Source organism: Glaciihabitans sp. GrIS 2.15, from assembly GCF_035984695.1.
GTDB lineage: Bacteria > Actinomycetota > Actinomycetes > Actinomycetales > Microbacteriaceae > Lacisediminihabitans.
Window position 1 is genome coordinate 287,820 of the sequence record NZ_JAXCHU010000003.1, and the last position, 13,404, is coordinate 301,223.

The window sequence follows — 13,404 nt, forward strand, 5'->3', positions numbered from 1 at the left end:
CCGGTTTCCATCGGAGCCGGGTACAGCGTCCTGTCCGGTAGCGTAAAGCTATGGCCGATGGTAACGCGACAGACCGCGAATGGGGTTTCCGCACGCGTGCGATCCACGCGGGCAACATCCCCGATGCGACGACAGGTGCGCGGGCACTTCCCATCTACCAGACCAGCGCATTTGTCTTCGACGACACAGCGGATGCGGCGGCCCGCTTCGCCCTGCAGAAATACGGCAACATCTATAGCCGCCTCGGCAACCCCACCGTCGCCGCCTTCGAAGAGCGGATCGCGTCGCTCGAGGGCGGACTCGGCGCGGTGGCAACAGCGAGCGGGCTGAGCGCGCAATTCATCACCTTCGCATCTCTCGCTGGTGCGGGCGATCACATCGTGGCCTCCGCCAGTCTCTATGGCGGATCGATCACCCAGCTGGATGTCACGCTGCGCCGTTTCGGCGTCGAGACCACTTTCGTGCAGGGGTCGAACCCCGAGGATTATGCCGCCGCAATCACCGATAAGACGAAGTTGATCTTCGCGGAAATCGTGGCCAACCCGTCCGGGGAGGTCGCCGACCTCGAGGGTCTCGCGGATGTCGCCCACGCGGCACAGCTCCCGCTCATCATCGACTCGACGATCGCCACCCCGTATCTCAACCGCCCGATCGAATGGGGGGCCGATGTCGTCATCCACTCGGCCACCAAGTTCCTCGGCGGCCACGGCACCACGCTCGGTGGCGTGGTTGTCGAAAGCGGTCGCTTCCCCTGGGCGAACGAGCACTTCCCACTCTTCGACCAGCCGGTTCCGAGCTATGGCGGACTCAACTGGCATGGCAACTTCGGTGAGTATGCGTTTCTCACGAGGCTGCGGGCCGAGCAGCTTCGCGATATCGGGCCGGCTCTCTCTCCGCACTCGGCCTGGCTCCTGGCTCAGGGCGTCGAGACTCTGCCGTACCGCCTGCAAGCCCATGTGGACAACGCGAAGATCGTGGCCGAATGGCTCGAAAACGACCCGCGCATCGAATTCGTCAACTGGGCCGGGCTGGTGAGCCATCCGCACCATGAACGGGCCAGGAAATATCTGCCGAAAGGCCCAGGAGCCGTTTTCAGTTTCGGGGTGAAGGGTGGCCGAGCGGTCGGCCAGACCTTCATCGAATCGGTCGAACTGGCCAGTCATCTTGCCAATATCGGCGATGCCAAGACCCTGGTCATCCATCCAGCCTCGACCACCCATGCCCAGTTGAACGAGCAGCAGCTCATCGCCGCCGGCGTGCTGCCCGGGCTGGTTCGCGTCAGCGTTGGCATTGAAGACGGCGCCGACATCATCTACGACCTCGACCAGGCACTCACTAGAGCGACGGCCGCCCGGTGATCGCGCCGGTCGAGATACCCCGAAGGAGAACCCATGGCTGATCTGACCCTCGATGAAATCACCGTGCTCCCCAACGGCATGAGTTGTTCCCTTCCCGCTGACTCTCCCCTGGCCAAACTCCTCAAGTCCCAGCGCACCTGGGTTGGCCCGAGCGCTCGGCAGCGCCTCGGCATCCTGCGCCGGGCGAAGTCGATTGCAATCGTCGGGGCATCCCCCAACGCGGCGCGCTCCAGCTACTTCGTTGGCACCTACCTGATGTCCTCGAGCGACTATCGGGTCTACTTCGTCAATCCGAATGCCGACACCATTCTCGGGCAGAAGGCCTATCCCGACCTCGCATCCCTGCCCGAGATTCCCGACATCGTCGACGTCTTCCGCAAGTCGAGCGATATCCCGTCCGTCATCGACGACGTTCTCGCGGTCGGGGCGACCACGGTCTGGCTGCAGCTCGGCATCTGGAATGAGGATGCGGCCCGCGTCGGGCAGAGCAAGGGACTCACCGTCGTGATGGATCGGTGTATCAAGATCGAGCACGCGCGTTTCAACGGTGGGCTGCACCTGTTGGGATTCGACACCGGAGTAATCAGCTCGCGCAAAGCCGCCCGCTGAAGTCATGGTCGGCATCGACGAGGTTGCCCGCCTGGCCGGAGTTTCTGCGGCCACCGTCTCCCGGGCGCTCAGCGGCAACGGATCGGTTTCGGCTGGGACCCGGGCCAGGGTCGAGTCCGCCGCAAATGACCTGCACTATGTCGTGTCATCGAATGCTTCGAGCCTCGCGTCCGGGCGCACGCGCAACGTCGGCGTCGTCGTGCCGCACCTCAACCGCTGGTTCTTCTCCTCCGTCGTCGAGGGCGCTGAGCGCGCACTGCTCCGCAATGGCTACGATCTCACGCTGTACAACCTGAGCGGCGGCGGCGACGAACGCCGCAGCGTGTTCGACCACTTCCTTCGCCGACGCCGCGTGGATGCCGTGATTGCCGTCGCCCTCGAACTCACCACCGATGAGATTTCCGGCCTGCTGGCGCTCGACAAGCCGCTCGTCGGCCTTGGTGGGCCGCTCGCCGGGGTGCCATCGCTCGAAATCGATGAGATAGCGATCGCGCGGCTTGCGACGGAGCACCTGCTCATGTTGGGCCACACCGCGATCCTGCACATTGGAGGGTCATCAGAAGAAGACACCGATTTTCACATTGGAAGTCACCGCCGCACCGGCTTCCAGCAGGCGATGACCGCCGCGGGGCTCCCGGTCGCCGCGGAGTCGATGATCTGCGCAGACTTCACTATGGCTAATGGCTACGCACACGCGAAACAGGCGCTCGGTCATCCACACCACCGTCCGACCGCAATCTTCGCGGCATCCGACGAGATGGCGATCGGGGCGACTCTCGCCGCCCGCGACCTGGGCCTCAGCGTGCCAAAGGACGTCTCGATCGTGGGGATCGACGATCACGAACTCGCGGACTTCTTCCAACTCACAACGGTCGCCCAGTTCCCCGAGCGCCAGGGCGAGCTCGCGGCCGAGACGCTCATCGCCCAACTGGAGCCGTCGCGCCACGAAGAGCCGGCGCTGAGAGTACCGCTGCCATTCGAACTCATCGTGCGCTCAAGCACCGCCCGACCGCTCGAGTGATTCGCTACTTCACCGAACCGGCGGTCAACCCTCCCACGATGTACTTCTGAAGCAGCAGGAACACGATCATCACCGGTACCGCTGCCAGGACTGCACCGGCCGCAAAGATGCTCCAGTTATTGGAGAGCGCTTGCGAGACAAAGCTGTAGAGCCCCACGGCGAGCGTTTGCCTGCTCGGATCGGTCAGCATGATGCTGGCAAGCACGTACTCCCCCGTCGTTGCAATAAACGACAACAGACCGACCACGGCCAAAATCGGCGCGACCAGCCTCAGGATGATGCCGAAGAAGATCTGCGCATGGCTGGCACCATCGATTTTCGCCGCCTCATCGATCGAAATCGGCACCGTGCTGAAGAACCCGTACATCAGGTAGGTGTTCACCCCGAGCGCGCCCCCCAGGTAGACAAAGATCAGGCCTAGTTGCGTTCCGAGTCCAAGTGCCGGCACGACGTCGCCGATCGCCGACAACAGCAGGAACAGGGCGACCACGGCAAGAAACTGCGGAAACATCTGGATCAGGATGAGGGCCAACAGGCCGATTCGACGCCCGCGGAAGCGCATCCGGGAAAACGCATAGGCCGCCATCGCGCCGAGGAAAACCGTCGCGAGCGAGGTGATGAGAGAGATGACGAGGCTGTTAGCGAACCACAGGGCGTACGGCTGCTCCGGATTGGTGAACAGCGCAACATAGTTGGCGAAGTTGATTGTGGCGAATAGCTGGTTGGAGCCCACCAGGGATCCGGCCGGATTCAGCGATGCCGACACCACATAGAGCAGGGGGAACACGGCGAAGATCACGGCGAAGATCGCGATGAGGTGGCGCCAGCCGGTATCGCGAGCCCAGTGTGAGAGGCGGAACGGCCGCTTGGCAAAGTGCCGCGGCCGTTCCGCCTCGGGGACGATGGGGATTTCGGTGTGAGTCGTCACGTCAGTTGATGTCCTCCAGTGCTTTGGTGCGTCGGAATGCAATCACAGAGATTGTGGCGATGAGCAGGAAAATCACGATCGACAGTGCGCTGGCAAGACCGTAGTCCCGCGCCCCGCCCGAGCCGAATGCCACCTTGTAGACCATGGTGATGAGCAGGTCGGTTGACCCGATGTCGAAGGTCGTATCGGAGAACCTCGGCCATCCCCTCGTGAGCATATAAATCACGTTGAAGTTGTTGAAGTTGAAGGCGAACGACGCGATGAGCAATGGGGCGATCGACACCAGAAGCAGGGGGAGCTTAATCGAACGCAAGGCACGCCACGGGCTCGCACCATCCACTCTCGCTGCCTCGTTGAGTTCTTCGGGTAAGGATTGAAGCGCGCCGGTACAGACCAGGAACATATACGGGTAACCCAGCCAGACGTTGACGAGAATCACACTGAATTGCGCGAGCAGCGGGGCGGTCAGCCAGGGAATTTGCGCCCCGCCAAAGAGCACCTGGTTGACGAAACCGAACTGGGGATTGAGGAGCCCCGCCCAGACCAGTCCGGAGAGATAGACCGGGAAGGCATAGGGCAGGATCACCAGCACGCGGTAGATTTTTTTACCCCGAAGGGTCGGGTGGTTGAGTACAAGGGCAAGAAACAGTCCGAGCGCAAAAGTGAGTGCGACCGAGGCCAGTGCGAAGACGAAGGTCCAGATCGCCACCCGCAACAGTGGACCGCTGAGTTGCGGGTTAGTGAACGCCTTGGCAAAGTTCTCGAATCCAACATCGATCTTCCACCCGGGGGAGAGTTTCTTTGTGCCGTTCGCGGTGGCGAACTCGCCTTTTCCGTCATCCCGGTAGACCGCCCCGGATCCATCGGTGAAGGTGTCAGCCTTCTGGTTGTAGCTGAGATCAGATTTGTACAGGTACGCGCTGCTCGCATCATCCGTTCGTAGTGTGCCATCGGCGGGGTCAGCGGTCAGCGGTACCGCGATGGCGGTGATTGCCTCCTGAGCGGCGAGTACCCGGTCGAGAGTGAGCGTGTCATAACCGGGTAACCCGTTCGCTTTGCCAGCGCTATCACGCTGTGGATTCTTGACCTCGGTGAGCGGATCGGTGCTGGATCCCACCGACATCTTCCCGTCCGGATCGGTAATCAGAAAGAAGAACTTCCCGTCCTTCTGGAGGATGTTGACCGCGTAGGTCGGCGAGTCCGATACCCGTTTCTGGGCCGCGACCGTGATGACACCGATCGCATCAGCCTTGGTGCTGTTATGGCCGTCGCCGTAGTTGGTGAACGCGATGTAACCGCTGAAGAAGACGACAAATATCTGGAAGACCAGGAGGAACACAACGCCGGGGGTCAGGTATTTGCCGGGAAGACGCCTGCTCTTCCCGAGATAGATCCAGTTAATGAGCAGGGTGATGATGATTGTGGCGACCAGCGGACCCCAGAGGTACAGTCCCGCCATTGCAAAAATGAGCGAGAGCGAGAACGCGTCGAACAACCCGAGTAACAGGATCTTGGTGATCACGGCGACCAGTCCGCTGCGGCGGAAGCCGGCGGCTGTTCGCAGGCGATGCGGATCGGTCGTTATCGCGGTAGTCCCGGCGGAGTCCCGGTCGACCGGGGGCTTCTGCGGTGCGGCGGATATCGCCATGGAAATCCTCTCCCTCGGCAAGTACAGCGCCGGTTGATCGCGAACAGGATGAGCAAGTACGGGCCAGCGGGTGGGCCGAGCGCAACACTCGCTCGGCCCACTACAGGGGGTTGGCTCAGCCCTTGATCTTCGCCTGGACGTTGGTTACGGCTGCATTCCAGACCGTGGCAGGGTCGCCCTCGCCCTTGATGAGGGCAAGCTCAGCGGATCCCCAGTCGGCCCAGACCGACGCCATCTGTGGGATCGACGGCATCGGAACCCCGTTACGGCCGACCTTGCCGAAGGCTTGAATGTCGGAGTTCGTGGCGGCGATCGTGTCGAAGGCGCTGGTGAGCGCTGGGGCCCGGTCACCGACCGTGTACAGCTTCTCCTGCACCGCGTCGGTGCCGAGGTAGTTCACGAGGAACTTGGTGGCGGCGACCTTATTCTTGCTTTTCGCGCTGAGGAAGAATGCGTTGACCCCGAGGAACGGCTTCGCCGCATCCGGCCCAGCGGTCGGCAGTGGATCGATCGCGTATTTGATGCCGGCCTTTTTTATGGCCCCGATGTTCCACGGACCGGTGATGAAGTACGGAGACTCACCCTTCGCAAATGAGGTCGCGGCGATATCAGCCGTGATGTTCGGGTTCAGAATTCCTTCGGCACCCCAGGTCTTCAGCGCGGTGGCAAACTTCACTCCCGCAGGATCCCCGAGCGTCAGCTTCGACCCATCGTAGGAACCGTCGGTGTTCTGCGCGAATACCGAGGAGCCAAAAGAGGTTTGCAGCGGATACAGGTGGTACGGGTCGCCCTGCTTCGGGTCGAGTCCGAGGAGGAACGGGTACTTCGCCGTGCCGGACGCCACCGCAGCCTTGCCGGTGGTGATCACGTCATCGAAGGTCTTCGCGGCCGTGGGCGCGAGGGCCGTGTTGCGCACCATCGCGATGTTCTCGATCGAGTACGGGAGCCCGTAAACGTTTCCGTTGTAGGTGACGGCTTGGATGGCGACCTTTGCATACTTGCTCGCGGAGTCTCCCAGTTGGATTGGCGCAACCACGCCGTTCTGCACATAGGCGCCGAGCTTGTCATGGGGGCTCACGATGATGTCCGGTCCCTTGCCGGTGGGCACCTGGCTGATGAAGTCCTTGTCGACGGTCGCAAAGTCCTTAATGACGAGCTTGATTGTCACGCCCGTGTCTTTCTGGAACTGCGCGGAGACCGACTTGAGAGCCGGCGCTCGAAGGGCGTCCGTCCAGAGTGTGAGCGTGGACGATCCCGTAGCACTGGGGGTCGTGCCGGAGCATCCGGTGAGGGCAGCGGATGTTAGACCGGCGACGAGCAGTGTCGCCGTTGCTATTCGGGCTGTGTGGGTCACCTTCATTGGTGGGCCTTCCTGTTCTGTGGGAGAGGGAGGCTACGGCCACCCCAGACAGGGGCGAGAGGACAATCTCCCGAAACGTTGCAAGCGCTTCCAGTTATAGCAAGGTCCCAGAAGAAACGCAAGAGCTCAATATCGGGTCCAAATGACCCTCATCTCGGGGGCATGATCGTCTTTCTGCCTCATTCGCATCAACGATCGGTCTACCCCCACATGTAAACGTTTTCAATGGTCGGAGAAGGTATCTCGCCCCTCGCGCGGTCCGTATCAGTTCTCAAGCAACTCGAGACTGGTGTCGAGCAGATCGAGACTTCCTGGGCGAACTGCATGCGACTCCCGTGATGTTGTGCACGGTGTCGTTAGGAATAACAGCAGCAAACGGGATCGCCAACGCGACAGATTTGAAGTCGATCGGGCCGACCCGGGCATACCTGCTCACCCAGATTGCTAGCGTTGCTTCATGAGCACCAGTCCCGGTGAACCCGAGTCCTCACGGGAGGCACTCGGCTCGGACGATGCCGACGATCACGAGAGTGAACAGTTATGGGGCACCCCGACCACTGTTGTGTCGTGGATCACGTTTCCCGCATTCATCGTGATCTTCGGCGTTCTCGGGGAAATCTTCTTGGTGCGAACGGTGCGAAGCGGTTTCGAATTTCTCGTCTGGGCACACCTAGCGGCAGGAGCCGTGATCGTTATCGTCGGTGTGGCCCTCGCGTGGGCTGGGTGTCTGGCCTACTCCCGCATCACTGTCACCGACACAATGCGCTTCCACCGGGCCACGGCAGTCGGCGTCGCCATCTTGTCTACCGTTTTGCTTGTCACGGGAATCTTCGGCGGGTCGAACCTTCAGGTTCTCGCTGGTGTATCTGCGATGGTTGGACTCTGGATCTGGGCAACCCGGTTTCCGTCCAAGCCAATCGCGTTTCGGTTACTTCGCCTTCTCCTCTACCGTCTGGTTTGCACGGTAGCTGCCGCGCTTCTGGCCAGTGTCGTCATATCGGCAGTCTTGGCCCTCGTCGACGGGGATCTACCCACCACATTGGCCTCAACCTATCTCGGAGCGGGGATCGTCTACTGCGTCGTCGCAATCACCGGATGCGTCATCACTGCCAGAAAGTTATCGGGCACAAGCCGGGAAAACCCTGCCCAATAACTCAGACCTGGATCCACTCAGACCCGGGCGACACGACCCAACCGCCGATGGTGCTGACGATGTGTCACGGGGGCGAACCTCCCGGGGGCACGTCCCGCGGATTTTTGCGGGAAGGGGTCTGCCGGGCAGTAAGCGAGCGCTCCCCCTCCCTCTGTGAGTTTTAGGGTGAGCACTCGCCTTGCCTGACGACTATTTAAGAGCGGCCAGGATCGCCTTACGGTCGGTTCTGGCCTGCTTCAGATCGCTCTTCGCGGTCTTCACCGAAGCACGCGCCGACTTGACCACTGTCTTGTTCGAGTTGTAGTCAGTAGGCGTGATCGCCAGAACTTTTGCCGAGGCGCCACTGAGTTCGGTGTTTGCTGCCGCGATCTGCTTCGTCATGTCGGCAAGGTCGGACTGAAGAGCTGCCGTCGACTTGGCTGCGTCCTTCCCCGCGAGCATGGCGCCGAGCTTCGTCTGTGAGGCTGTCAGCTTCGGGATCTCAATCGACGTTGCGCGGTCGATTTCAGCGACGATGTGCGCCTGCGGGATGGCCACCCCGAAAACGCGGTACGTCGTGTAGACGGTCTTGAGGTCTGCGGATGCCGCAACCACCGTCGTATCGGCGGCGATCTTGGCCTCGATGGCCTTCATTCCAGCCAAGTCGGCGTTGAGGCGGTCCACAAGAGTCGCTTTGTCGGATGCGCTGATGCCCTTCGCGACATCGAGCTTCGCGATCGCGGCGCTCAGCGCCGTTTCTCGCTTGTCCGTGGCCGTCTTGGCGGCGGTCTGGACAGATTCCAGAGTGCGCGTCGTCTTGGCTGAGGGGTTTGAATTTGAGGTGCTCGCGAACGCCGGCGCGCCGGCGCCGACGACAAGGGCTGCCGCCGCGATGGTGCCAACGACTGAGGTGATAACAATGCGGTTCATTGTGCTGCTTTCCGTGGTCGATTATGAGTGCCGGACTCGTACTCCGACTTGTTCAGAATGCGCGACGTGTGTTTGGCCCTCGTCAACGGATTGTTCGAGCTAAGTAAGCGATGGTGTCGCTCATTTACGCGACTGGCTCATTTGCGAAACGACCCTGTGATTCGCGCGCTCCACTGCCAGTGTGAGTTTGGACAAACACCAAGACTTCGTGTCCGCAAGTCGAACCGTAGAGGGACGCGTCCCCATCGGAAGATCGGGGCGAACAGGTCGGTGGGCAAGAATAGGAAGATGAGCTTTACGTCCTTCGGTCGCATCACGACACCAGTGTTAGAAATCGCTTACGAGTTTTCAGGCGATGCCGGCGGAGCGCCGGTAATTCTTCTGCACGGGTTCCCGTACGACGTTCGAGCTTTCGACGAGGTCGCTCCGATCCTCGCCGACCAAGATGCATTCGTACTCGCGCCCTACCTTCGCGGCTTCGGTCCCACTCGTTTCCTCGATGACACGACGATCCGCTCAGGACAACAGGGCGCCCTCGGGCAGGACCTTATCGACTTCATGGATGCCCTCAACATCGAGAAAGCGGTCGTTGGGGGTTACGACTGGGGCGGCCGGGCCGCGTGCATCGCAGCCGCGCTGGAACCTGGACGTGTTGCCGGGCTCGTCTCGGTGGGTGGCTACAACATGCAAAATATCGCGTCCGCAGGCGAGCCTGCTGACCCGGAATGGGAGCGCACCTATTGGTATCAGTATTACTTTCAGTCGGAGCGAGGGCGTCGCGGACTCGACCGAAACCGTGACGAGCTGTGCGAGCTGTTGTGGCGCACTTGGTCGCCGACATGGGGTGGCGCTTCCCAGGCGTTTCTCGCGAGCGCACCGAGCCTTCACAACCCCGACTTCGTTGACGTCGTCATCCATTCCTACCGCCACCGTTACGGACTCGTCGAGGGCGACCCTCAGTACCAGGGACTCGAAGACCTGATCGCGCAAGAGCCCCAGATCACCGTTCCAACGGTCGTGCTCGAAAGCGGGGACGACGGTGTCGGCGGACCCAGCGCAGAAGAGGACCGAGAGTATTTCACCGGCCACTATGACCAATCGCTCCTCCCGGGTATTGGACACAACGTTCCTCAGGAGAATCCGAAAGCGTTCGCCGAAGCCGTGCTGAGCCTGTTCGCCTGACAACCGAGCGTGCCGACGCTGTGTCACAGACGGAAGGTTCAGAGCTACGGCTGACCATCAGCGGCGTCTTACGAGATACCGGCGAGTGTTCGTTCGGGTTTTAGAGGTCGAGAAAGTCGCTCAGCCAGAGCCGTATTGCGTTGAGGCATCCTTGGGAGACGTGTCCGGCGATCCCGGTAATCCGATCGCGTGAGAGGGTGCGAGGCTGCTCGCTCATGATCCACGACGGCCGATCGAGGCCACTCGGCCCGACAATCGCAATACAGTTCGGCCACCCCCGGTCTACCGTCGAGATGGGAAGAACGATCACGAGCATTGTGACGGCGTCGAGGTAGCCCGTCGAGGCGATCACCAGAACGGGTCGACGGCCGCCCTGCTCGCGGCCTCGCACAGGCTCGAGCGTCGCCCAGGCGACAACGCCCGGCGCAAGGTCAAGATCGCTCATGCGGTCGTGTCGGCGAGTTCGGCGAGCTCCCACTCGCCGGCCTCCGCTGCGTACAGCGCCGCACTCGTGCCCGACGTCTGGGCGATCGCAGTCTTCAGGTCGCTCAACCTATGCGCGCGGTCATCTGCCTCGGCGAGGCGAGCCAGATGGGCACCCAAAGTCAGCCCATCTCGCGCAGCCTGCGCCTTCAAGCGATCTCGCAGCTCATCACTGACTTTGATCGTAGTAGTCATACTTTAAGTATACCGTCGTTGTCGGCATCGCCGGAGTCGATCGCAGGTGCGGAACGGTCAACGCGACAGGTCTCGGGCTGACTACTCGCACTGCCGAGCTCGCTGATTTCGTGTTAAACGGGAATGATGGCCTGTCACCTATTCCCTCTCTCAACATCTAGACGAGGCTGCTGCAGCCGTATGGGAGCGGCAGCTCCGCGGATCACTGGGATAGCCCGGCGGTCCGGCTAGATATGGCCTGATTCCGTCGTGGAGGTGGACGCCGTCAGATAAGGATGTCGACGTACAGTTCGTGCGGTTGTTCACCACCGTCGGCCGTGTATCCGATATCGAGCTTGCGGTTCCCGAGAGTAAGTCCCTGCTCCGCAGCCCAGTCATAGATGGCCTGGAAACCACCTGCGATTGTTGCCACCGAACCGTCATGCCGGTGGTGGACGAAACTTCCACCGGGAATGAGAGCCATACCCATCCCATCAGGCACTGAAACATCGGCGACAACAGCTACTGCCCCAATAGTTTCGCGGTAACGGCCGTCGCCTAGATGGTTGCTGGCCTCGACGAAGACACCTGTGCCTGAGGCGGGCACCTCGTCTTGACGGGAAAACAGCTCGCGCCAGGCTGCAGGCATCGCGGAGCGTAGCAGGCCGAAGTCAGCGACAACTTCGATTCCAATGACAACAGTCTCACCAAGTTCAACAATCTCCACTAGTGCCTTCCCTCCCTGGCGTGGCCGCGCACGACTTACTCATGAATCCGAAAATGATGCGGTCTGGCCACTCTATCCAGAGGACTGCTGTCGGGTTGATCGCCGGAATGATCCGGATCCAGATCAGGATCAGTCGGCAGATGGTCATTAGTGAGAAAGTTCACTCCGATAGGTGCTCACAACTCTCGATACACACCCGACGGCCAAACGCTCCCACGCGATGTACAGGAAAAAAATCCCTTCAAGCTTTTCTCCTATGGAATCAGGCCTGTAGGCATTCAGCATGATCGAGACTTTTTTCCTCGATCCTTTCTTGAGTCTTCCTCGTTCGGAGGAGCAAACCTCTTCGCTGCCCGCTCCGGACCCCTATGCGGTCAGGAAAACTTCCGGACCGAGATTCGAAAAGGAGTTCATGTTCATGAACGAGTTAACGAAAAAATCTGCTTTTGGTATCGCCGGTATCACCGGTATTGCTACTGTCGCTCTGGCCATGGGGGTCGCAGGGCCCGCGATGGCATCGACTTCGAATACGGGGATTGCCGCAACGAGCACCGTCTCCGATACCTCGCAGCATCAAACCTCATCCAACCAGTGGAAATCGTCAGACTTCCGCACCGCGCAGGAGGCCCAGGCGTCGGCTGCTCTGGAAGCTCGGGTCGATGCAATTCTGAACAGTCAGTCACGACACAGTTCCGCGACCAGCCAGGTTTCCCTTAGCAGCACCGCCGAACTGGGTTCCTCTAATTCGTCGACCCGAGACACCAATTCGGCCGGTACCCAGCTGGGCGCGACAGCCACCACATCATCAACCTCGTCATCTGCACCCGCGTCAGCTACGCCCACATCGCAGTCGTCACCGACGGCACCAGTCGACACGCAGACGCAAGGCGCGGTGGTGGCCGACTCGCCTACCTCCGGACAGAACAGTGACAACTCTCGCCTCGCCGCGGGAACAGGCGTCAATGTTGGGCTCGGGCTCGGGCTGCCAAGCGACTCGAACCGTGACGACAGCCGCTCCTCTAGTGGCGACCTGAGCCTCGGGCTCGGAATCGGTGCTCTTCTCGGCCGCTAAACATATGCGGTGAGCACGGAAGTACTGCCCCTTAGAAGTGTGGCCCATCGTAATGATGGGCCACACTGCTGCGCGGGGCAATATTTGATCTGCATCGTCATATCAATCACCGCATACGGGCAGAGCTACGTCTCACACGGGAACGCCATACGGGCCTGCAGTACTTGCGACCTGTTTTTTCCTCTTTCGCATTGGGAACCCGTACGGGCGATCAGTCCAGCCCCAAGGCGAATACGACATCCGTGTGGGTGCTTGTCACTTCGTCCAGGTCGGGTCGTCTCGTCAGGCCACCCTTGAGTGCAGTCCTTTGCGAGGGAATATTCTCGGCCGTCGTATATGCCACGAGTGGGAGGTGCTCGCCGAGCTCGTGCCACCGCTCGACAGCAGCCACAACTAACTCTCCGGCCAATCCTTTGCCCCATACTGTCGGCGCCAATCGGTAGGCCAGGTTGTAGACCTGCCGGCCGCGCCAATTTGCCGCCCGAATACCCCCAAAACCGATGACCACACCAGGCACATGCAATTCTTCGACAGCCCAATACCCATGTCCGTCCGCTGCCCAATTCGCAACCCACTCTCGCGCCTGCTGCTCAGCCTGTGACCGGTGGGTCATCGGGCCGGCTGGGTTGTATGTGTTCGTGCGCAAATCCGAATGCAAAAGCCACACCGAGTCGGCATCCTGTTCGATAACGGGCCGTAGACGAAGGTGTTCGGTTTCTACGACTCCGGTCATCATCATGAGTTGATATTAACGGGCAGGGTATAGAAAGCGACTGCCAG

At 60.9% G+C, this 13,404-nt stretch carries 14 protein-coding genes; 6 read left to right on the plus strand and 8 right to left on the minus strand.

All coding sequences use genetic code 11. The features are described from left to right. Positions 1–50 precede the first annotated feature (50 nt). The 3 genes from RCH11_RS05975 to RCH11_RS05985 are packed head-to-tail and all read left to right on the plus strand — an operon-like array spanning position 51 to position 2,988. Positions 51–1,358 carry an O-acetylhomoserine aminocarboxypropyltransferase/cysteine synthase family protein gene (locus RCH11_RS05975; protein ID WP_327056079.1) on the plus strand — a complete coding sequence of 436 codons (1,308 nt, stop codon included), beginning with the start codon at positions 51–53 and terminating at the stop codon, positions 1,356–1,358. A gap of 33 nt (positions 1,359–1,391) precedes the next feature. Further along, positions 1,392–1,967 (plus strand): CoA-binding protein, encoded by a 576-nt coding sequence (locus tag RCH11_RS05980; RefSeq protein ID WP_327056080.1) that lies wholly within the window; start codon positions 1,392–1,394, stop codon positions 1,965–1,967. 4 nt (positions 1,968–1,971) lie between these two features. Then, positions 1,972–2,988 carry a LacI family DNA-binding transcriptional regulator gene (locus RCH11_RS05985; protein WP_327056081.1) on the plus strand — a complete coding sequence of 339 codons (1,017 nt, stop codon included), beginning with the start codon at positions 1,972–1,974 and terminating at the stop codon, positions 2,986–2,988. Positions 2,989–2,992: 4 nt separating this feature from the next. On the opposite strand, the gene RCH11_RS05990 is transcribed toward RCH11_RS05985, so the two are convergent. The 3 genes from RCH11_RS05990 to RCH11_RS06000 form a co-directional block, all read right to left on the minus strand. Then, a complete protein-coding gene (locus RCH11_RS05990; protein WP_442789009.1) occupies positions 2,993–3,916 on the minus strand; it encodes a sugar ABC transporter permease in 924 nt (307 codons plus the stop codon). 1 nt (position 3,917) lies between these two features. Next, entirely contained in the window at positions 3,918–5,564 is a 1,647-nt protein-coding gene (locus RCH11_RS05995; RefSeq protein ID WP_327056082.1) for an ABC transporter permease subunit, read from the minus strand. 115 nt (positions 5,565–5,679) lie between these two features. Beyond that, complete coding sequence (locus RCH11_RS06000) at positions 5,680–6,924, minus strand: sugar ABC transporter substrate-binding protein (protein ID WP_327056083.1); 1,245 nt, start codon at positions 6,922–6,924, stop codon at positions 5,680–5,682. Positions 6,925–7,381: 457 nt separating this feature from the next. On the opposite strand from RCH11_RS06000, the gene RCH11_RS06005 reads away from it, so the two are divergent. Continuing rightward, on the plus strand, positions 7,382–8,077 hold the full coding sequence (locus RCH11_RS06005) for a hypothetical protein (RefSeq protein WP_327056084.1): 696 nt from the start codon (positions 7,382–7,384) through the stop codon (positions 8,075–8,077). A gap of 189 nt (positions 8,078–8,266) precedes the next feature. On the opposite strand, the gene RCH11_RS06010 is transcribed toward RCH11_RS06005, so the two are convergent. Beyond that, positions 8,267–8,986 carry a hypothetical protein gene (locus RCH11_RS06010; protein WP_327056085.1) on the minus strand — a complete coding sequence of 240 codons (720 nt, stop codon included), beginning with the start codon at positions 8,984–8,986 and terminating at the stop codon, positions 8,267–8,269. 288 nt (positions 8,987–9,274) lie between these two features. Between RCH11_RS06010 and RCH11_RS06015 the strand changes: the two genes are divergently transcribed. Then, a complete protein-coding gene (locus tag RCH11_RS06015; protein ID WP_327056086.1) occupies positions 9,275–10,168 on the plus strand; it encodes an alpha/beta fold hydrolase in 894 nt (297 codons plus the stop codon). Positions 10,169–10,268: 100 nt separating this feature from the next. Here RCH11_RS06015 and RCH11_RS06020 read toward each other — a convergent pair whose 3' ends face one another. The 3 genes from RCH11_RS06020 to RCH11_RS06030 all read right to left on the minus strand — a co-directional run bounded on the left by RCH11_RS06020 (position 10,269) and on the right by RCH11_RS06030 (position 11,552). Then, positions 10,269–10,613 carry a type II toxin-antitoxin system PemK/MazF family toxin gene (locus RCH11_RS06020; RefSeq protein ID WP_327056087.1) on the minus strand — a complete coding sequence of 115 codons (345 nt, stop codon included), beginning with the start codon at positions 10,611–10,613 and terminating at the stop codon, positions 10,269–10,271. After that, a complete protein-coding gene (locus RCH11_RS06025) occupies positions 10,610–10,846 on the minus strand; it encodes a hypothetical protein (protein WP_327056088.1) in 237 nt (78 codons plus the stop codon). The genes RCH11_RS06020 and RCH11_RS06025 overlap by 4 nt, the downstream gene beginning before the upstream one ends. A gap of 265 nt (positions 10,847–11,111) precedes the next feature. Beyond that, the gene (locus RCH11_RS06030) at positions 11,112–11,552 is read right to left on the minus strand and encodes a GyrI-like domain-containing protein (protein WP_327056089.1); all 441 of its coding nucleotides are present in this window, start codon (positions 11,550–11,552) and stop codon (positions 11,112–11,114) included. Positions 11,553–11,970: 418 nt separating this feature from the next. On the opposite strand from RCH11_RS06030, the gene RCH11_RS06035 reads away from it, so the two are divergent. Beyond that, positions 11,971–12,624, plus strand: a complete 654-nt coding sequence (locus RCH11_RS06035; RefSeq protein WP_327056090.1) for a hypothetical protein — start codon at positions 11,971–11,973, stop codon at positions 12,622–12,624. A 211-nt stretch (positions 12,625–12,835) separates the two neighbouring features. Here the strand turns inward: RCH11_RS06035 and RCH11_RS06040 are convergent, their stop codons facing one another. Then, a complete protein-coding gene (locus RCH11_RS06040; RefSeq protein WP_327056091.1) occupies positions 12,836–13,363 on the minus strand; it encodes a GNAT family N-acetyltransferase in 528 nt (175 codons plus the stop codon). Between the last annotated feature and the right edge of the window lie 41 nt (positions 13,364–13,404).

Bases quoted from the DNA above. Each gene is read 5' to 3' on its own strand.
- RCH11_RS05975 (WP_327056079.1), top strand. From the start codon at position 51: ATGGCCGATGGTAACGCGACAGACCGCGAATGGGGTTTCCGCACGCGT.
- RCH11_RS05980 (WP_327056080.1), top strand. From the start codon at position 1,392: ATGGCTGATCTGACCCTCGATGAAATCACCGTGCTCCCCAACGGCATG.
- RCH11_RS05985 (WP_327056081.1), top strand. From the start codon at position 1,972: ATGGTCGGCATCGACGAGGTTGCCCGCCTGGCCGGAGTTTCTGCGGCC.
- RCH11_RS05995 (WP_327056082.1), bottom strand. From the start codon at position 5,564: ATGGCGATATCCGCCGCACCGCAGAAGCCCCCGGTCGACCGGGACTCC.
- RCH11_RS06000 (WP_327056083.1), bottom strand. From the start codon at position 6,924: ATGAAGGTGACCCACACAGCCCGAATAGCAACGGCGACACTGCTCGTC.
- RCH11_RS06005 (WP_327056084.1), top strand. From the start codon at position 7,382: ATGAGCACCAGTCCCGGTGAACCCGAGTCCTCACGGGAGGCACTCGGC.
- RCH11_RS06010 (WP_327056085.1), bottom strand. From the start codon at position 8,986: ATGAACCGCATTGTTATCACCTCAGTCGTTGGCACCATCGCGGCGGCA.
- RCH11_RS06015 (WP_327056086.1), top strand. From the start codon at position 9,275: ATGAGCTTTACGTCCTTCGGTCGCATCACGACACCAGTGTTAGAAATC.
- RCH11_RS06020 (WP_327056087.1), bottom strand. From the start codon at position 10,613: ATGAGCGATCTTGACCTTGCGCCGGGCGTTGTCGCCTGGGCGACGCTC.
- RCH11_RS06025 (WP_327056088.1), bottom strand. From the start codon at position 10,846: ATGACTACTACGATCAAAGTCAGTGATGAGCTGCGAGATCGCTTGAAG.
- RCH11_RS06035 (WP_327056090.1), top strand. From the start codon at position 11,971: ATGAACGAGTTAACGAAAAAATCTGCTTTTGGTATCGCCGGTATCACC.
- RCH11_RS06040 (WP_327056091.1), bottom strand. From the start codon at position 13,363: ATGATGATGACCGGAGTCGTAGAAACCGAACACCTTCGTCTACGGCCC.